This window comes from Ornithinimicrobium pekingense DSM 21552, from assembly GCF_000421185.1.
Classification (GTDB): Bacteria; Actinomycetota; Actinomycetes; order Actinomycetales; family Dermatophilaceae; genus Ornithinicoccus; species Ornithinicoccus pekingensis.
In genome coordinates this window covers 33,980-51,713 of the sequence record NZ_ATWJ01000011.1, presented here as the reverse complement: position 1 = coordinate 51,713, position 17,734 = coordinate 33,980, and the positions used below count along the sequence as shown (strand labels likewise).

Genomic DNA, 17,734 nt, shown 5'->3' with positions numbered 1-17,734 from the left:
TCCGCGCCCCGGCCCGTCACCTCCTTGCCGGCCGCCCGCCCCACCCGTCGCGGCCCCCTGCGCACCGGCGGGGCGCACGGCATACGGTGGGGCCAGCAGCCCAACCCCAGGACCGAGGAGGGTCACGTATGTCGCAGGTCGTCAAGGGCGTCATCGCGCGCAGCAAGGGAGCCGACGTCGAGGTGGTCGACATCGTCGTGCCCGACCCGGGGCCGGGGGAGGCGGTCGTGCGGGTCGAGGCGTGCGGCGTGTGCCACACCGACCTGCACTACCGCGAGGGCGGCATCAACGACGAGTTCCCCTTCCTGCTCGGCCACGAGGCCGCGGGGACGGTGGAGGCCGTCGGCGAGGGCGTCACCGACGTGGCCCCGGGGGACTTCGTCATCCTCAACTGGCGGGCCGTCTGCGGGCACTGCCGGGCGTGCGCCAAGGGCGAGCCGTGGTACTGCTTCAACACCCACAACGCCGCCCAGAAGATGACGCTCGCCGAGGGTGACCCGATGGCCGGCACCGAGCTGAGCCCGGCGCTGGGGATCGGCGCGTTCGTCGAGAAGACCCTCGTCCACGCCGGTCAGTGCACCAAGGTCGACCGGGAGGCCTCGGCCGTGGCGGCCGGCCTGCTCGGCTGCGGTGTGATGGCCGGCTTCGGCGCGGCGGTCAACACCGGCAACGTCACCCGCGGCGACTCCGTGGCCGTCATCGGCTGCGGCGGGGTCGGCGACGCGGCGATCGCGGGTGCCGCCATCGCCGGGGCGACGAAGATCATCGCCGTCGACCTCGACGACCGGAAGCTGGAGCGCGCCCGGGACTTCGGCGCCACCCACACCGTCAACAGCTCCGGCACCGACCCGGTCCTGGCCATCCAAGAGCTGACGGGTGGCAACGGCGCCGACGTCGTCATCGACGCGGTCGGCCGGCCGGAGACCTACAAGCAGGCCTTCTACGCCCGCGACCTGGCCGGCACCGTCGTCCTCGTCGGCGTGCCCACGCCGGAGATGGAGATCACGCTGCCCCTGCTCGATGTCTTCGGCCGTGGCGGGGCGCTGAAGTCCAGCTGGTACGGCGACTGCCTGCCCAGCCGCGACTTCCCGATGCTCATCGACCTCTACCGGCAGGGTCGCTTCGACCTCGACGGCTTCGTCACCGAGACGATCGGCCTGGGCGACGTCGAGGGGGCGTTCGACAAGATGCACGCCGGGGAGGTGCTGCGCTCGGTCGTCGTCCTGGACGAGGGCGCTGCCGCCGCCGGCAGCGCCGGTGCCGGGACGGAGGTGCCGGCATGACCGCCCGCATCGACCACGCCGTGACGACCGGCACGTTCAGCCTCGACGGCGGGACGTGGGAGGTCGACAACAACGTCTGGGTGATCGGCGACGACACCGAGTGCATCGTCATCGACGCCCCGCACGACGCCGAGACGATCCTCGGGGTCGTGGGCGGGCGGACCGTCAGGGCGCTCGTCCTGACCCACGGCCACGACGACCACATCGACGCCGCCCCGGAGGTCGCCCGCCGCACCGGCGCCACGACCTACCTGCACCCCGAGGACCGCATGCTGTGGGACCGGGTGCACCACGAGGCGCCGGACGCCGAGCTCGCGGACGGTATGGAGCTCACGGTCGCCGGGGTCACGCTCCGGGTGCTGCACACGCCCGGCCACAGCCCAGGTGCCTGCTGCCTGCACGTGCCGGAGCTGGGTGTGGTCTTCAGCGGCGACACGCTCTTCGAGGGCGGGCCGGGTGCGACGGGGCGCTCGTTCAGCGACTTCCCGACGATCATCCGCTCGATCGGCGAGCGGCTGCTGACGCTGCCGGAGGACACCGTGGTGCACACCGGCCACGGCGGTGACACCACGATCGGTGCCGAGAAGCCGCACCTGCAGGAGTGGGTCGACCGGGGCCACTGAGCTTCCACCCCCGACCGACGACGCGGTGTGCACGCCATACACCCGACCGGGGACGCCGTGTGCCCGCTCCACGCGTGACCGGGGACGGCGGCTGCACGCCATACACCTGACCGACGACGCGGTGTGCGCGCTCCACGCCTGACCTGGGACGGCATGTGCACCCTGACCCGTAGGTCCCGCGCGCCCTGGCACGGCCCCTCGGTACACGCACGTCGCCGACGGTGGTGCTGGGTGGGTCGATCACGGAGTCAGGTGCTCGGACCGGGAGAGGAGGCGCGCGCACCGCCCTGTCGGCCGACCACGGTGAACAGCTCGGTCCTGCCCTCGCCCTTGAGGTCCCTCACACCGAGCGGGCGGACCTCGTAGCGGTCACGGAGGGCGGCGGCGACGGTAGAACTGGTGACCACGGACCCGGGCACGCCGTTGGACTCCAGCCGGGAGGCGACGTTCACCATCTCGCCCCAGACGTCGTAGGAGAACGTGCTGGTGCCGACGACTCCGGCCACCGCGCCTCCCGAGTTGAGCCCGACGCGAAGCTCGAGGTGAGTGCCCAGCGCGGCGTTCAGAGCAGGCATCGCCGCGACCATGTCGAGCGCAAGGTCGCAGGCGTGAACCAGGTGGTCCGGATCCGCGTCGGGAAGCCCGCAGGCCGCCATGTAACCGTCACCGATGGTCTTGATCTTCTCGGCCTCCCGCTCGACAGCCAGCTCGTCGAACCGCGAGAAGATCGTGTTGAGCTCCAGGACGATCCGCGCCGGGTCCTTGCCCTCGAATGGCTGGTGAACTCCACACGATCGGCGAAGACGATGCTGCTGTGCTCGTGACGGTCCGCGATCATGGCCGGGCCGCTCTTGAGCCGACGCGCGACCGTCACGGGCAGGATGTTGAGGATGAGCGCCTCTGACCGGGCCCGTTCGGCGGTGAGCCGCTGGAGGAAGCACCCGAACATCGGCACGAGCATGCCGAACGACGCGACGAGGACGGTCACGTCCATCTCCGCAGTGATGGGTGCTGTCAACGCTGGCAGGGCCCGCGGTGCGCACGACGTCCTCGGTGACCCACTCGACGTGCGTACGACGTCGTCGGTGGGGATGGGTGCGTGCACACGCCGTCGTCGGTGCGGCTGGGGGCGTGCGCACGACGTCGTCGGTCGTGGTGCGTGGGTGGCTCACGCCTCGTCGACGGTGAGCACCTCCACCAGCGCGCCGAGCAGGGCGTCGTCGAGGCGCATCGTCGACAGCTGGCCGACCAGCGCGGCTGACGTGCTGCCCGGTCCGCGCCCCGCGCCCCGGGACAGCACGCGCCATACCTCGTCCTTGGTGCGGTGCTCCACCTCCGCGGCGTCGAGGACCGTGAAGCAGTCGTCCAGCACGGGCGGCACCGTCTCCTCGCCGTGGAGCTGCACCACCACCGGCTCGCCGACCGGCACGTCAGCCAGCCTGACCGGCTCGACGGCGACCCCGACGGGCACCACCGTCCAGGTCCGCGTCCCGGGCAGCACGTCGACGTCACCCTCGGCGGGCCCGATCGTCAGCGTGCCCGCCGCCCGGTCCAGCCGCAGCGGGGTGCGAGCGACCCGCCTCGTCCCCACCGGGCCGTCGTCGTCCTCAACCATCACGTGCTCTCCGTCGGAGCCGTCGAAGACCCGCACCTCCAGCGAGCGGGGCAGCTCGACGCCGTTGGCCACCTCGTCCTCGGCCACCAGCGGCAGCACCGTCCCCGCGGGCGCCAGCACGACGGTGTGCGCCAGGTCGCGGTAGGCCGCGACCTGCCGCCCGTGCTCGCCCGCCCGGTAGCGGCGCCCGGTCTGCAGGTCGTACCAGGTCCCCGGCGGCAGCCACAGGTCGACGCGGGCCAGCCCCACCCGGGCGTCACGCGGCTCGACCACCGGTGCGCAGAGCAGGTCGGCGCCGAAGAAGTACGTGGCCCGGTGCTCGTAGGCCTCGTCGCGCTGCGGGTGCCGGTGGTAGACCGGCTCGACGAGCGAGATGCCCTCGACGGCCGACCGCTCGTTCATGGTCGCCAGGTAGGGCACGAGCCGGTGCCGCAGCCGCAGCGCGTCGCCCATGAGCTGCTCGGCCTCGGTCCCGAAGCGCCACGGCTCCTTACCCTGGAACGGGCTGGCCGTCGCGTGCAGGCGGTTGACCGGCGACCACACCCCCAGCTGCACCCAGCGGACCGCCAGCTCCACGTCCTTGCGCCCGTCCCAGTGGCCGCCGATGTCGTGGCTCCACCAGCCGTAGCCGATGTTGGCCGCGCTGGCGGTGAATTCCGGCTGGAAGCGCAGCGAGGCCCAGCTGATCACCGTGTCGCCGGAGAAACCGACAGGGGTGCGGTGCGACCCGGGCCCGGCGTAGCGGGAGAAGACCACCGGCCGCCGCCCGGTCGAGGCCAGCTCGGCGAAGTGCCGTTCGTTGAGGACCCACAGCGGGTCGAGCCCCGGCACCGCGGTGTGCCGGCCCTGCTGCCAGTCGATCCACCAGAAGTCCACGCCGTCGCGCTCCAACGGGTGCGCCACGTGCTCGAAGAACGCCGACAGGAACTCCTCGGAGGTCGCGTCGAAGGCGACCGCGGCCCCGGTCGCCGGGTCGATCCCCATGGCCTCCGCCATCGCCGGGTATGCCGTCTCGAACGCCCGCACCCCGTCCGCCGGGTGGTCGTTGAGGGTCACGCGCAGGCCACGCGAGTGCAGCTCGTCGAGGAAGCGCTGCGGGTCTGGGAACAGGGCGGGGTCCCAGGTGTAGCCGGTCCAGCCCGAGCCGTGCACCGGGTCGACGTCGGTCAGGTGCCAGTCCATGTCCAGCACCGCCACCGAGAACGGCAGGCGGTCGGCGGCGAAGCGGTCCAGCAGCGCGAGGTACTCCTCCTCGGAGTAGGGGTGGTAGCGGCTCCACCAGTTGCCCAGGACGTAGCGCGGCACGAGGGGGACCGGCCCGGTCAGGCCGTGGAGGTCGCGCAGGGCCGCCCGGAAGTCCAGGCCGTGGGCGAAGACGTAGAGGTCGACGGCACCCGGCTCGCGCGGGGCGACCTGCGTCACGCCGGGACCGGTGCGGACCAGGCTGGCCGAGTCGTCGAGCACGGCATACCCGTCGCGGGAGACCACGCCGGGCTCGAGCGGCGCGCGGCCGTCGACGTTGTCGAGGGTCCGGGCGGTCCCGTCCAGGAGGCGGTGCGCGCGGGCGGGCACGCCATACCTCCAGGTGGAGTGGTAGGTCGTGACGCCGCCGCGGACCTGCAGGAACAGCCCGGAGGGGGTGGGCTCGTGCCCGTCGTAGTGCAGCTCGAACCCGTCGGTGACGACGTGCACGCCGTCGCGCCAGGGCTCGGCAGTCAACTCGACGTCCGGACGGTCGCCGAAGGAGCGGTCGACCACCACCTGCGTCGCGGCGTCGGTGAAGGTGCCGGTCGGCGACCACTCGTAGCGCACCAGGTGCGGGCTGAGCACGGTGACCCGGGCACGGTCGCTCTCGTGGACGATGCGCATGGCAGCGACCCAACCACATCGGCGCTGCCGGCGCCGGGTGGCCGTCAGCTGCTCGAAGCCGCCCCGCCGGCGACGACGGCGGCCATGACGGCGGCGGTCGCGTCCTGCACCGCCTTCACCACGGCCTCGCTCGCCCACCGGCCCTGGCCGACCTCCTTGCCGCGGCGCTTGACCTCGCCGTTGGTCATGCCCGGGCGCAGCTGCTGGGGCACCGCCTTGTGCAGGGCGTCGACCGCCTGGAGCAGGGCGACGAGGGCGCCGGTGCGCGTGTCGGCCCCCCGTGCGCCGGTCAGCACGTGGACGAGGTCGCCGAGCGTGGCGTCGCGCGCAGCGGTCGTCAGCGCCGGCCAGCGCGTCGTCAGCGTCAGGCCGAGGACCCTCACCGGGTCGGGCCGCACGAGCTCGCGGCGCACCAGGCTGTCGAGCAGCGGCTGCTCGATCTTCTTGCCGACCGTGCCCAGGACGTCCTTGGGCTTCTTGCCCTCGCGCTCCGCGAAGCGCACGAGGGCCTCGTCCAGCAGTGGCTCCCCGACCGTGCTCCCGTCCACGACCCGCAGCCGGCCGCGGTCGTCGACGTCGAGGCGCTCGCGGACGACCAGGTCGGTCAGCAGGGCGCCGCCGAGGGCGATCTGGCGATGGGACCCGAGCAGGTTGCGGCCCTCGGGGTCGGTGCCGACGAGGAGCAGTTCTTCGGCGACGATCATGACCGCCACGCTAGGGGCCAGCGCCTCGCGGGGACATCCGTCAGCGGTCGGATCCGCGGTGCGCCGCATCTCCGACCTGGGTCGGAGGCCGCGCGGCGTAACCGTCGGTATGCTCGGCGTCGTGAGCTTCGGAGCCGAGCGCGTGCCCCTCGTGGGGCTGCTGCTGCCCCTGCTCACCACCGTGGCGCTGCTGTCGGCCACCGTCAGCACCGGGGACCACGCCCTCCTCGCGCTGGCCCTGGCGGGGATGGCGGCCCTCGCCGCCCGCTCGCACGCGGTGCCGGTCGGCGCGCGGGTGGTCTCGGTGCGGCACCGCAGCGAGGTATGCCGCGCCGCCGGCGTGCGCGCGAGCGACCCCGACCGCCCGGGCCACGTGCGCCCGCGGGCTCCCGGGCTGGGCTGAGCCGACCCGCCGCCCCGGCCGCGGCGTCCTCCGCAGGTCCGCCTCCTTCGGCATACCCGCGAGACGCTCTGCGTGCTGCCCGGTCGGGTCGTCCTGACGACCCTGCCCGCCGCGCACCGTCGCGTGCGCACGCACCACAAGGACCCCGCGTGTTCTCCTTCCTCGACCCTGTCCTCCTCCCCGTCCACGACCTCCTCGACGCCCTGTCACCGGTCGTCCCCGCCGGCCTCGCCGTCGTGCTGCTCACCCTCGCGCTCCGCCTGGTCCTGCACCCGCTCAACCGCCGCACCCAGCACCAGGCGGTCCGCCGCCGGGAGCTGGAGCCGCGGCTGGCGCAGCTGCGCTCCCAGCACGCCAAGGATCCGCAGGCGATGCAGCGTGCCGTGCTCGAGCTGCACCGCGAGGAGGGCGTCCCGCTGGCGCCCGGCTGCCTGACGGCGCTCCTCCAGGTGCCGGTCTTCGGGATGGTCTACCGGCTCTTCACCGCGCCCGAGATCGCCGGTGCGCACAACCGGCTGCTGGACCACACGGTGCTGGGCACGCCCCTGTCGCAGCACCTCGTCGGTGCGGGAGCCGGCGACCGGTGGATCTTCCTGGTCCTGATCGGTCTCACCCTGACGGTCGCCGCGTTCTCCGCCTGGCAGCTGCGGCGGCACATGGCGGAGGACAGGGCGGTGGCGGCACAGGCGGCGGCCGGTCGGCCGTCCACGGCCACGCAGCTGTCGGCGCAGCAGCAGGCGATGGCCGACAGCATGGAGCAGGTGACCAAGGTGATGCCGCTGCTGTCCTTCCTCACCGTCGCGGCGGTCGCCTCGCTGCCGCTGGCGGCCGGGCTCTACCTGGTGACGAGCACGATGTGGGGGCTGCTGGAGCGCGCGAGCCTGCGGCGGATCAGGCACGGACGTCGGTGACCCGGCGGCCGTACGGCCACCGAGGAGCGATCCACCCTCGCGGGCAAGGATGTGCACCGTTGGCGCGGTTGTCCACGGTCATCCACCCTCGTGGGCAAGGATGTGCACCGTTGGCACGGTGGTCCGCCGCGTCCGTGGTGCACAACCTTGTCACCGAGGAGGCCGCGCGCCGAGGAGGCCTCCAGGCCGTGCCTGGCCGTGCCGGGCCGTGCCCGGAGGGCGTGCCCCTGCCTGGGTCTCACCCGGCAGCCGTCGCCCGGGACTCGGCCCGGGCGACCGCCTCGAGGAGCCGTCGACGGACCACCTGCGGCCGGGCGAGGTCGTTCCACCGGATCCGGACCAGCTCGTACCCGAGCGTGCGCATGCGGTCCTCCCGGTCCTTCTCCGCGAGGAGCGACTCGTGGCTCGTGTACTTCCCGGCGCCGTCGAACTCGACCAGGACGGGCCACCGGTCGAGCTTGAGGTCGGCGATCCCCACCAGCAACGGGCCGTCACGCACCTCGAACTGCGGCGTGCACGGCCCCAGGCCCAGGGAGTGCACGAGCCAGCGACTGCGGCTCTCACCCGCGGACTCGCTCCGGCCGTCCGCATGCTCGAGGACCAGGGCGGCCGCGGACGCCCCGGCTCCGCGCACGGTCCCGAGCGCCCGGGCCACCTCGTGCCGCATCCTCGCGGCCGCCGCCGCGTCCCATCGAGTGTGGTCCGCCAGGTCGGCAGTCCCGGCCTGGTGCAGGACGCCGTCGACCGCCACCAGCCCGGCTTCGACGCCGTGGGTGGCAGCGACCTGGAGGGCGGCCAGGCCCGGTGACACCACGCGGAGGCCGTCGACCACACCGACCCAGCGCGCGTCCACCGGCCGATGCACCCACACGGTGTCGTCCCGGCGGCCTCGGCGCCCGTCCGTCCGCACCAGGTGGACGAGCCCGTCCTCGCCGAACCAGGGCAGGCCGTGCACCATGAGGGCGCTCTCGTGGCTCAGCGCGTGCGTCGCCGCGCCCGGCGACTGGGCGAGGCTCCGTCCGACGGCGCGGGCGGCCAGGGCACGCTTCTCCCAGGGGGTGGCGCCGGTCAGCACGCTCGCGAGGACCAGCGCGTCGCGGCGCACCCGGACCAGCTCGCCGCGCCGGACCATCCTCTCCACGGTGCGGCGGGAGAAGCCGGCCACCAGCACCTCCCGTGCGCTCGCCACCCCACCCTGCGCCTCGAGCAGGCGCGTGATCCCTTCTGACATGTGCCTGAGTGTGCCGCCGTCGGCGCTGGACGGTCGGTCGTCGTCCACAGCCTCGGCCGGGATGGCGACGGGTGCTCTGCGGATCGGACCCGGACGGACCACCTTGTGCACCAGATGCACCGTCCGTGTCGTCGCCTGCGGTGCACAACCTTGCCCAGCCGTCAGGGGCCGACGAGGTGGTGGGCCGCACGCAGACCTCCCCGGTCAGCGCCCGGCCCACGCCGCCTTCCGCGCGCGTCGGGCGGCACTCCATACCCCCGGTAGCCTTGACCGGGTGAGCCTGCACCTGTTCGACACCGCCTCCCGGACCCTGCGGCCGTTCGCGCCGCTCGAGCCCGGACGGGTGGGCATGTACATCTGCGGCCTCACGACCCAGGGCAGCCCGCACATCGGGCACGTGCGCTTCGCGGTGGCCTTCGACATCGTGCGGCGCTGGCTCGAGCGCGGGCACGGGTATGACGTGACCCTGGTCCGCAACGTCACCGACATCGACGACAAGATCCTGGCGAAGTCGGCCGAGGCGGGGGAGCCGTGGTGGGCGTGGTCCTACCAGCACGAGCGGGAGACCGCGCGCGCGCTGGAGCTGCTGGGTGTGCTGCCGCCGACCTACGAGCCGCGGGCCACCGGTCACATCACCGAGCAGGTGGAGATGATCGACACCCTGGTCGAGAAGGGCCACGCCTACGCCGCCGAGGACGGCTCGGGGGACGTCTACTTCGACGTGCGCTCCTGGCCGGCCTACGGGGAGCTGACCCGGCAGCGGCTCGACGACATGGAGCCGGCCGGGGACGCCGACCCGCGCGGCAAGCGCGACCCGCGTGACTTCGCGCTGTGGAAGGGGCACAAGACCGGCGAGCCGGACACCGCCTCGTGGCCGACCCCCTACGGCCGCGGCCGCCCGGGGTGGCACCTGGAGTGCTCGGCGATGGCGCGCAAATACCTCGGCGACGCCTTCGACATCCACGGCGGCGGGGTCGACCTGCGCTTCCCGCACCACGAGAACGAGCAGGCGCAGTCGCGCGCGGCGGGTCTGGACTTCGCCAGCTTCTGGCTGCACAACGCCTGGGTGACGGTCAAGGGCTCCAAGATGGGCAAGTCGCTGGGCAACGCGCTCGCGGTCACCGAGCTGACGAAGACCGTGCGCCCCCTCGTCCTGCGCTACTACCTCGGCGCCGCCCACTACCGGTCGACGATCGAGTACGGCGAGGGCTCGCTGGCCGAGGCCCTCGCCGCCGTCGAGCGCATCGAGGGGTATGTGGCGCGCGCGCTGGAGGTCGTCGGCGAGCCGGCCGACATGCTGCTCGACGCGTCCCACGCACTGGCGGTCGAGGACGCCTTCCCAGCCGCCTTCCGCGAGGCGCTGGACGACGACGTCAACGTGCCGGGAGCGCTGGCCGTCGTCTTCGGGGTGGTGCGCGACGGCAACAAGGCGCTCGAGGGCTCCCCGGACGCGGTCGACGCGGGCGCGGTGCGGCACACCCTGCTGCAGCTGCTGGCCATGCTCGACGTTCTGGGGGTGAACCCGCTCGACCCCGCGTGGGGCGGCGGTGCCGTCGGCGACGGGGGAGACCGGACCGGCGAGGTGCTCGCCGCGCTGGTGCAGGAACGGCTCGACGCGCGGGCGCAGGCCCGCGCCGACAAGGACTTCGCGACGGCCGACGCCATCCGCGACCAGCTGACGGCGCTCGGCGTCGTCATCGAGGACACGCCGGCCGGCGCCCGCTGGGCGCTGCGCTGACGTGTCGACCAGGAGGGTATGAGGCAGATGGCCGGTAACCAGCAGCGCCGCAACGCGCGCACGTCGAACAAGAAGGGCATGGTCGTCGGCTCCGGCGGGCAGCGCCGCAAGCAGCTCAAGGGCCGCGGGCCGACCCCGCGGGCGGAGGACCGGGTCGGGCACCCGGCCGCGCGCCGGGCCGCCCGGGACGCCAAGGCCTCGGGCGCCGGCGGCGGAGGCCGCGGCCCGCGCCGGTCCGGCAAGGCGTCCTCGGAGATCGTCGCCGGGCGCAACAGCGTCGTCGAGGCGCTGCGCACCCACATCCCGGCGTCGACGCTCTACGTGGCCTCGCGGCTCGAGTCCGACGACCGCGTGCGCGAGTCGATCACGCTGGCGACCGAGCAGGGGATCGCCGTCCTGGAGACGCCGCGCACCGAGCTCGACCGGATCACCGACGGAGCCGTCCACCAGGGGTTGGCGCTGCAGGTGCCGGCCTACGAGTACGCCCACCCCGACGACCTGCTGTCGGTCGAGCTGCCGGGCACGCCGCTCATCGTGGCCCTCGACGGGATCACCGACCCGCGCAACCTCGGGGCGATCATCCGCTCGGTCGGGGCCTTCGGCGGGCACGGGGTCGTCGTGCCGGCGCGGCGCTCGGCCGGGATGACCGCCTCGGCGTGGAAGACGGCGGCGGGCGCTGCCGCCCGGGTCCCGGTCGCGCAGGCGACCAACCTGACGCGGGCGCTGGAGTCCTACCGCAAGGCGGGCTTCTTCGTGATCGGCCTCGACGCCGACGGCGACGTGGAGCTGCCCGGCCTGGAGCTGGCCGACCAGCCGCTCGTGGTCGTCGTCGGCTCGGAGGGCAAGGGTCTGTCCCGCCTTGTCCGGGAGACCTGCGACCAGATCGTCTCGATCCCGATGGCCGCGGCGACGGAGTCGCTCAACGCCGGCATCGCCGCGGCCGTGACCCTCTACGAGATCGACCGCTCCCGCCGCGCCCGCTGACCTGACCACCCCACCCACCGGGGACGTGGTCTGCCCGCTCCAAGCCCGACCGGCGACGTGCTGTGCCCGCTCCCGGCCCGACCGGGGACGTGCTGTGCCCGCCTCGACCGGCGTGACTGTGTGAGGGTGGTGCCATGCAGACGTTGCCCTACGGGTCCTGGCCCTCACCGGTGGACGCCCGGCGCACGCTGTCCGGCGTGACCCGCCGCGACGCCCCGCGGGCCGACGGTGCCGACCTCTACTGGCTCGAGGCGCGGCCCGAGGACGCGGGGAGCACGACGCTGGTGCGCCGCCGGGACGGTGTCGTCGAGGATGTCAGTCCTGCCGGGCACGATGTGCGCACGCGCTACCTCGAGTACGGAGGAGGTGACTATGGCGTCCGCGACGGCACCGTGCTGTGGGTCGAGGGCGCCACCCAGCGGGTATGGCGTGCCGCCCCGGGGGAGGAGGCGCGCCCGCTCACCCCCGGCACGAACGGCGCCGTCCGGTGGTCCTGCTTCCGGGTCGACCCGCGCCGCCGGGTGGTCTTCTGCCTGCGTGAGGACCTGCGCGACGAGACGCTCGAGCCGGTGGTCTCGCTGGTCCGGCTCGACCTCGACGGCGACAACGCCGACCTGGGCAGCGTCCTGGTCGCGGGCAAGGAACGACCGGTCGCCGCACGGGCCGACGGAGCAGGGGACGACCTGCCCGGCCCGGACTTCGTCGCCGACCCGGTGCTCTCGCCGGACGGGACCCGGCTGGCCTGGCTCACCTGGGACCACCCGGCCATGCCGTGGCACCGCACCACACTGTGGCTGGGGGTGCTGGACGCCGCGGGGGACCTCGTCGACGAACGGGCTGTCGGCACCGGTGAGCAGTCGCTGGAGCAGCCGCTCTGGCTCGACGACGAGACGCTGCTGGTGCTCGGTGATGCTTCCGGCTGGAGCAACCTGCACCGGCTCGACGTCAGCCGGGCCGACGCGGGCCTCGAGGCGGTCACCGACGAGCCGTTCGAGCTCGGCCACCCCCGCTGGGTGCCCGACACGCGCTCCTACGACCTGCTCGCCGGCGGCCGGGTGGTCAGCGGCCGCTCCCGGGACGGCTTCCGCGACCTCGTGGTCGTCGACCTGGCCACCGGGGAGGTGGAGGAGGTCGAGACGAGCACCACATACGTCCGCGACGTGGCGGTGCTCTCGGCGACCGAGGTGGCCGTCGACGCCGCCCGCGCCGACGCGACGGCCGACGTGCTGCTCGTCCACCTGCCCACCGGGCAGGTGCGTCCCTCGGTCGGCACCGGGGCGCCCACCGTGCCCGACGGGTTCGCCGCGCTGCCGCAGCCGGTGAGCTGGCACACCCCGGACGGGGCCACCGCGCACGGGTTCCTCTACCTGCCCACCCACCCGGACGTGCAGGCCCCTGAGGGCGACCTGCCACCGCTGATCGTGACGCTGCACGGCGGGCCGACGGCCTGCGCCACGCCCGGCCTGTCGGCCGGCCGCACCTTCTGGACCTCGCGCGGCTTCGCCGTCCTGGACGTCAACTACGGCGGGTCGACCGGCTACGGGCGCGCCTACCGCGAGCGGCTCGACGGGCGGTGGGGCGAGGTCGACGTGCAGGACGCCGCCAGCGGGGCCCGGCACCTGGCCGAGAGCGGTGCGGTCGACGGCAGCCGGCTGCTCATCACCGGCGGCAGCGCGGGCGGCTTCACCACGCTCGCGGCCGCGACCTTCACCGACACCTTCGCGGCCGGGGCCAGCCACTTCGGCATCTCCGACCTGGCCACGCTCGCGCAGGACACGCACAAGCTCGAGTCCCGCTACATCGACGGGCTCGTCGCGCCCTGGCCCGAGGGGGAGGCGACCTTCACCGCCCGGTCGCCGATCCACCACGTCGACCGCCTGGCCACCCCGCTGATCCTGCTGCAGGGGCTCGAGGACAAGGTCGTGCCCCCGTCGCAGGCCCAGGCCATGGCCGAGGTGCTGCGGCGCAAGGGCCTGCCGGTCGCGCTGGTGCTCTTCGAGGGGGAGGGGCACGGCTTCCGCTGGCTCGACAACCAGGTCGGCGCGCTGGAGGCCGAGCTGTCCTTCTACGCCCAGGTGCTCGGCCTCCGGCTCGCGGACGACATACCCGAGGTGAGCGTCGAGAACCTCTGACCCGCGCGGCTCACCGCGCGGTCTGGGTCTCGCCCTCGCGCAGCGAGCGCACGGGCGCCACGGTGATGTCGTCCAGCTTCCAGTCCATGGCCCGCAGGTCCTCGACCGTCTGGTCGATGCGGGCCAGGTCCACCCTCCCGCCGGCCGGCACGAAGCGCACCTCGACGTGGAAGACGTGGCCCATGTCGCGGACGCGGGTGTGGTGCCGGTCGATCCATGGACGGCTGTCGAGGTAGTCCTGGACCTGTCGCACCAGCGGGTGCTCCTCGGTCATGTCCACGGTCTGGGCGGTCCGGTCCATCAGACCCGCGACCGCGCTGGTGATGTTGCCGAAGCCGTCGCGCAGGATGCTGGCCGAGATCAGCAGCGCCATGACGCCGTCGAGCCACCACAGCCCCACGCCGATGCCGAGCACGCCCACGATCGCGCCCGCGGCGGTCATCCAGTCCGCCTTGTTCATGTCCGCGTCGGCGTAGAGCACCTTGTCGTGCAGCTGCTCGGCCAGCGGCAGCTTGAGCCTGCCGAGGATGACGGGCACGACGAGGGTGTAGGCCAGCACCGCCACCATCGGCCAGCCGGCCCAGACGGTCCAGCCCAGGATGCGCATGGTGCCGATCGGCGGGTGCTCGGCCTTGACCAGCGCCGACCCAGAGTCGTAGACGAGGAAGAGGCCCATCGTGACCAGGGCCGCACCCGCGAGCAGGTGGCCCACGGCGACCGAGCGGTGCCGACCGAAGGGGTAGCGCCGGTCCGGCCGCACCTGGGCGAACCGGGCACCGACCAGGAAGGCGATCGGCGGGATGAGCGAGAGCATGTCCTCCAGCCAGGCCGCCTTCATCGCCTGGGAGCTGCCCATCACCAGGTAGAGCAGCGCGATCGCCGTGGCCAGGAAGGCCAACGTGACCCACTCCAGGCGGCGCGCCCTGCGCAGGACGTGCTGCAGGTCCTCGGGCAGCTCGGTGTCGCCGAAGTGGGTGCGGCGGCGCTCGCTCATCGTCCCCCCTCCCCGTCCAGGTAGCGCTCCAGCTCGCTGAGCAGGGCGTTCTCCCCGGGCACGGCCGCGATCACGTGCTTGACCTGCTCGCCGTCCTCGGGGGTGGTGACGTAGGGACGCGTGAGCGCGACCTTGGTGCTCCAGGGCGACTTCTCGGTCAGTCCACCGACCAGCAGCTGGATCTCGCCCTTCTCCAGCTGCTTGACCAGCGCCTCCTCGCCGCCGACGACCCACACCGGCTCCGCGCCGACGGTCTCGGCGAAGGCGCTGACCAGCTCGACTTCCGAGCCGCCGGGCGGTTGTCCCTCGGACGGCGGCAGCGTCGTGAACGGGGGATGGGGCGAGACCCCGACGTGCAGCTCGCCCGAGGCGCGGATCTCCTCGAGGGTGCCGTCGGGATCGGTCGGGATCTGGATGCCGCAGCCGCCCAGGAGGGCGGCGGCGAGCACGGCGGACACCGATCGGCGCCTGGAGGTCAGGCTGGTCATCTGCCTGAGTATGCCCCTGACTGCGGGTTCCGCACGCCGGACGGCCGCACGCCGCACGGCCGTGCGACGTGCCGGTCGGTGCCCGCGGTGACTCGGGCGTGTCGTCAGCCCTCCAGGTGCGCCCGGATGGGGATCTCCCCGGTGTCCACGCCCACGACGGCCACCTCGTCGGGGCGGTCGGGCAGCACGGTGTGCACGTAGTCGGCGACGGTGTCCTCGATGGACATGTCGTGACCGGCGCGCTCGGAGAGGTACCACCGGTGCTCGAGCAGCTCGTGGAAGAGCTCGGCCGGCTCGAGCTTGGCGCGCAGCTCGCGGGGGACCGAGCGGGTGACGGGCTCGTAGATGCGGGCCAGCCAGTCGTGCGCGACCAGCTCCTCGTCGTCGTTCTGCCGGTCGGTCGCGGCCCGGTAGGAGTCGAGGTCGTTGAGCAGCCGGCGCGCCTGGTTCTCCTCGACGTCGAGGCCGGTGAGGTGCATCAGCCGCCGGGAGTGGTGGCCCGCGTCGACGACCTTGGGCTGGATCCGGATGGAGGTGCCGTCCACGTCGGTGCTCATCTCGAGCTCGTCGACGTCGAAGCCGAGGTTGTTGAGCCGGCGGATGCGCTCGTCGACGCGCCACCGGTCGCCCTGCTCGAACCGTTCCTCACCGGTCAGCTCGTTCCACAGCAGGTCGTAGCGGTGCATGATCCGGTTGGCGATCTCGATGGGGTCCTCGCCCTCGTCGAGCTGGCCGCCGGCCTCGAGGTCCATGAGCTCCCCGGCGATGTTGCCGTGCGCGATGTACAGGTCGTGCTCGCGCTGGCCGGGCGAGAGCTGGGGGTGCAGCTCGGCCGTCTCGGCATCGACGAGGTATGCCGCGTACTCGCCGGCATCGCGCCGGAACAGCGTGTTGGACAGCGACACGTCACCCCAGAAGCAGCCGGCCAGGTGGAGGCGGACGAGCAGGACGGCCAGGGCGTCCAGGGTGCGCCGGGCGGTGTCGGCACGCAGCCGCTGGGAGAAGACCACGCGGTAGGGCAGGGAGAACTTCAGGTGCCGGGTGACCAGGCAGGCGTCCAGCGGGTTGCCCTCGGCGTCGACGCGGCCGGCCACGACAGCCAGCGGCTCGACCGCCGGCTGGCCCAGCCGACGCAGGTTGCGCAGGGTCTGGAACTCGCGGCGCGCGAGGGGCTCGGTGATCTCCTTGACGGCGATGACCTGGCCGGAGAGCCGCACGAAGCGCACCACGTGCCGCGAGATGCCGCGGGGGAGCGCCGCCAGGTGGTGCTCGGGCCACTCCTCCAGCGGCACGTGCCAGGGCAGGTCCAGCAGCGCCGGGTCCGGCTTGACCGCGGTGAAGTCGAGCGCCATCCCATCAGCCTATGCCCGACCGACGACGTGGTGTGCGCGCTCCCGTCCCCACCGACGACGTGGTGTGCTCGCTCCAGCGGCGACCGACGACGTGGTGTGCTCGCTCCAGCGGCGACCGACGACGTGCTGTGCTCGGTCTACGCGGCGAACAACGACTCCAGCCGGACGAGATCAGCACCCCGGCGCACCCAGCCGTGGAACTGCATACCTCGTGCGCGCTCGCGAGCCAGCTCGACCCTGAGGGCGACCGCCTCCGGGCGGTTCATGATCTCCTCCCCGGTCCAGCGCACCCCGACCAGTCCGAGCGCCTCGAGCCGGGCGTGTCGCTCGCGTTCCTCGGCCAGCCGCCTGCGCACGGTCGTCTCGGGCTCGAGCGGCACCTGGTCACCGGGCCCGAGGAAGTACTTGCCTTCTCCGTCGGCCTCGGCAAAGACCTTCTCGCGCGGCCAGAGCCCGTCCACGCGCCCGACGAAGCGCAGGTGCTCGTCGTGGACGCTGACCTGCGGGAGCGGCAGCGGGTGCCCCTGCTCGTGCAGGGCCACGAAGGAGTAGGACTCCAGCCAGCTCTCGCGCCGGAGGTCGACGGCGGCGAGCGACTCCCGCGCCCGTGGCCTTCCCTTCCAGCGCACCTGGGCGTCGAGGGCGGCCGTGATGCCTGCGAGGTCGACGGCGCCGTCGGCCACCGCGCGATCGGTCATCGCCACCGCGTGGGGGGCACGCCGGGTGCGGAGCACGTCCGCCACCGTCCGGGCGATGGTGGTCGTCCGGATGTCGTCGACGAGGACGTGCGGGGTGACGGTCGAGTCGGTGTGGTGGATCCGCACGCCCGGCAGCGACCGGGACTGGGGCGCTCCTCGGACCACGGTCAGCTCGACCGGCGTCTCTGCGGCGATCACGAGCTCCAGCCCGTGCACGACCGCCGCGCTGGTGTGGCTCGCGACCATCCCGGGAAAGCGGTGCAGGGCGGCCCGCAGCCGGTGCAGGTGCTCGGTGCGGTGCGCCACCCACGTCTCCGTCGCGCTGCCGAGGGTGAGCGGTTCGGCGTAGATCCCCCGGCCGAGGCGGCACACGTCGCCGTCGCGCAGGCGCCTGTCGAGGCTGCGTCGGCCCGAGTAGCGCTCGACGGCATCCTGGTAGGTGAACGGGACGGTCGGGCGGGATGGACTCATCCCGCAACCGTGCCGCGGATCGGCTCTCGCGCGCCGAGCCGCATGGCTCGCCTGTGGACAAGTCAGGTATGGCGTGCACGCCACGTCGTCGGTGGGGCTGGGAGCGTGCACCCGGCGTCGTCGGTGGGGGTGGGAGCGTGCACCCGGCGTCGTCGGTGGGGGGGGGGGCGTGCACCCGACGTCGTCGGTGGGGGTGGGACGTCAGAGGGCCGGGCGGGCGACGCCTCGCGGCGTGCCC

General features: G+C 73.4%; 16 protein-coding genes. 8 read left to right on the top strand and 8 right to left on the bottom strand.

The genetic code is table 11. The features are described from left to right. Positions 1-128 precede the first annotated feature (128 nt). On the top strand, positions 129-1,283 hold the full coding sequence (locus tag K330_RS20825; RefSeq protein ID WP_022921964.1) for an S-(hydroxymethyl)mycothiol dehydrogenase: 1,155 nt from the start codon (positions 129-131) through the stop codon (positions 1,281-1,283). Next, a complete protein-coding gene (locus K330_RS0111465) occupies positions 1,280-1,906 on the top strand; it encodes an MBL fold metallo-hydrolase (RefSeq protein WP_022921963.1) in 627 nt (208 codons plus the stop codon). The genes K330_RS20825 and K330_RS0111465 overlap by 4 nt, the downstream gene beginning before the upstream one ends. A 248-nt stretch (positions 1,907-2,154) precedes the next feature. On the opposite strand, the gene K330_RS23325 is transcribed toward K330_RS0111465, so the two are convergent. Continuing rightward, on the bottom strand, positions 2,155-2,613 hold the full coding sequence (locus K330_RS23325) for an adenylate/guanylate cyclase domain-containing protein (protein WP_229665830.1): 459 nt from the start codon (positions 2,611-2,613) through the stop codon (positions 2,155-2,157). Here K330_RS23325 and K330_RS24315 point away from each other — a divergent pair. Continuing rightward, positions 2,515-2,730 carry a hypothetical protein gene (locus K330_RS24315; protein WP_051145589.1) on the top strand — a complete coding sequence of 72 codons (216 nt, stop codon included), beginning with the start codon at positions 2,515-2,517 and terminating at the stop codon, positions 2,728-2,730. The genes K330_RS23325 and K330_RS24315 overlap by 99 nt on opposite strands. Before the next feature lie 344 nt (positions 2,731-3,074). On the opposite strand, the gene K330_RS20815 is transcribed toward K330_RS24315, so the two are convergent. Further along, positions 3,075-5,390: a glycoside hydrolase family 31 protein gene (locus K330_RS20815; RefSeq protein WP_022921960.1), complete on the bottom strand. Its 2,316-nt coding sequence runs from the start codon at positions 5,388-5,390 to the stop codon at positions 3,075-3,077. Between the two features lie 44 nt (positions 5,391-5,434). Beyond that, positions 5,435-6,094, bottom strand: coding sequence for a GOLPH3/VPS74 family protein (locus K330_RS0111445; RefSeq protein ID WP_029202588.1), 660 nt, complete (start codon positions 6,092-6,094; stop codon positions 5,435-5,437). 121 nt (positions 6,095-6,215) lie between these two features. Between K330_RS0111445 and K330_RS23920 the strand changes: the two genes are divergently transcribed. Both K330_RS23920 and yidC read left to right on the top strand, forming a co-directional pair. Continuing rightward, a complete protein-coding gene (locus K330_RS23920) occupies positions 6,216-6,497 on the top strand; it encodes a DUF6412 domain-containing protein (RefSeq protein WP_169448548.1) in 282 nt (93 codons plus the stop codon). Between the two features lie 149 nt (positions 6,498-6,646). After that, the gene (gene yidC / locus K330_RS23915) at positions 6,647-7,408 is read left to right on the top strand and encodes a membrane protein insertase YidC (protein WP_022921957.1); all 762 of its coding nucleotides are present in this window, start codon (positions 6,647-6,649) and stop codon (positions 7,406-7,408) included. A gap of 238 nt (positions 7,409-7,646) precedes the next feature. On the opposite strand, the gene K330_RS22765 is transcribed toward yidC, so the two are convergent. Beyond that, complete coding sequence (locus K330_RS22765; protein WP_156875783.1) at positions 7,647-8,639, bottom strand: type IV toxin-antitoxin system AbiEi family antitoxin domain-containing protein; 993 nt, start codon at positions 8,637-8,639, stop codon at positions 7,647-7,649. Positions 8,640-8,913: 274 nt separating this feature from the next. Between K330_RS22765 and cysS the strand changes: the two genes are divergently transcribed. From cysS to K330_RS0111415, 3 genes are all read left to right on the top strand, one after another. Further along, positions 8,914-10,377: a cysteine--tRNA ligase gene (cysS, locus tag K330_RS0111425; RefSeq protein ID WP_022921955.1), complete on the top strand. Its 1,464-nt coding sequence runs from the start codon at positions 8,914-8,916 to the stop codon at positions 10,375-10,377. Between the two features lie 27 nt (positions 10,378-10,404). Next, positions 10,405-11,361, top strand: coding sequence for a 23S rRNA (guanosine(2251)-2'-O)-methyltransferase RlmB (gene rlmB, locus K330_RS0111420; protein WP_022921954.1), 957 nt, complete (start codon positions 10,405-10,407; stop codon positions 11,359-11,361). A gap of 134 nt (positions 11,362-11,495) precedes the next feature. Next, the gene (locus K330_RS0111415; protein WP_022921953.1) at positions 11,496-13,493 is read left to right on the top strand and encodes a S9 family peptidase; all 1,998 of its coding nucleotides are present in this window, start codon (positions 11,496-11,498) and stop codon (positions 13,491-13,493) included. A gap of 10 nt (positions 13,494-13,503) precedes the next feature. On the opposite strand, the gene K330_RS0111410 is transcribed toward K330_RS0111415, so the two are convergent. The 4 genes from K330_RS0111410 to K330_RS0111395 all read right to left on the bottom strand — a co-directional run bounded on the left by K330_RS0111410 (position 13,504) and on the right by K330_RS0111395 (position 17,496). Then, the gene (locus tag K330_RS0111410; protein ID WP_022921952.1) at positions 13,504-14,487 is read right to left on the bottom strand and encodes a cation diffusion facilitator family transporter; all 984 of its coding nucleotides are present in this window, start codon (positions 14,485-14,487) and stop codon (positions 13,504-13,506) included. Continuing rightward, a complete protein-coding gene (locus tag K330_RS0111405) occupies positions 14,484-14,975 on the bottom strand; it encodes a transporter substrate-binding domain-containing protein (protein ID WP_022921951.1) in 492 nt (163 codons plus the stop codon). Before K330_RS0111405 ends, K330_RS0111410 begins: the two co-directional genes overlap by 4 nt. Positions 14,976-15,079: 104 nt before the next feature. Next, the gene (locus tag K330_RS0111400; RefSeq protein ID WP_022921950.1) at positions 15,080-16,327 is read right to left on the bottom strand and encodes a DUF4032 domain-containing protein; all 1,248 of its coding nucleotides are present in this window, start codon (positions 16,325-16,327) and stop codon (positions 15,080-15,082) included. Between the two features lie 137 nt (positions 16,328-16,464). Further along, positions 16,465-17,496 carry a hypothetical protein gene (locus K330_RS0111395; protein WP_022921949.1) on the bottom strand — a complete coding sequence of 344 codons (1,032 nt, stop codon included), beginning with the start codon at positions 17,494-17,496 and terminating at the stop codon, positions 16,465-16,467. Positions 17,497-17,734: the final 238 nt, after the last annotated feature.

Excerpts from the sequence above, each read along its gene's own strand:
- K330_RS20825 (WP_022921964.1), top strand. The coding sequence starts at position 129 with ATGTCGCAGGTCGTCAAGGGCGTCATCGCGCGCAGCAAGGGAGCCGAC.
- K330_RS0111410 (WP_022921952.1), bottom strand. The coding sequence starts at position 14,487 with ATGAGCGAGCGCCGCCGCACCCACTTCGGCGACACCGAGCTGCCCGAG.
- K330_RS0111405 (WP_022921951.1), bottom strand. The coding sequence starts at position 14,975 with ATGACCAGCCTGACCTCCAGGCGCCGATCGGTGTCCGCCGTGCTCGCC.
- K330_RS0111445 (WP_029202588.1), bottom strand. The coding sequence starts at position 6,094 with ATGATCGTCGCCGAAGAACTGCTCCTCGTCGGCACCGACCCCGAGGGC.
- K330_RS20815 (WP_022921960.1), bottom strand. The coding sequence starts at position 5,390 with ATGCGCATCGTCCACGAGAGCGACCGTGCCCGGGTCACCGTGCTCAGC.
- K330_RS0111400 (WP_022921950.1), bottom strand. The coding sequence starts at position 16,327 with ATGGCGCTCGACTTCACCGCGGTCAAGCCGGACCCGGCGCTGCTGGAC.
- rlmB (WP_022921954.1), top strand. The coding sequence starts at position 10,405 with ATGGCCGGTAACCAGCAGCGCCGCAACGCGCGCACGTCGAACAAGAAG.
- K330_RS22765 (WP_156875783.1), bottom strand. The coding sequence starts at position 8,639 with ATGTCAGAAGGGATCACGCGCCTGCTCGAGGCGCAGGGTGGGGTGGCG.
- K330_RS0111395 (WP_022921949.1), bottom strand. The coding sequence starts at position 17,496 with ATGAGTCCATCCCGCCCGACCGTCCCGTTCACCTACCAGGATGCCGTC.
- K330_RS0111415 (WP_022921953.1), top strand. The coding sequence starts at position 11,496 with ATGCAGACGTTGCCCTACGGGTCCTGGCCCTCACCGGTGGACGCCCGG.
- K330_RS0111465 (WP_022921963.1), top strand. The coding sequence starts at position 1,280 with ATGACCGCCCGCATCGACCACGCCGTGACGACCGGCACGTTCAGCCTC.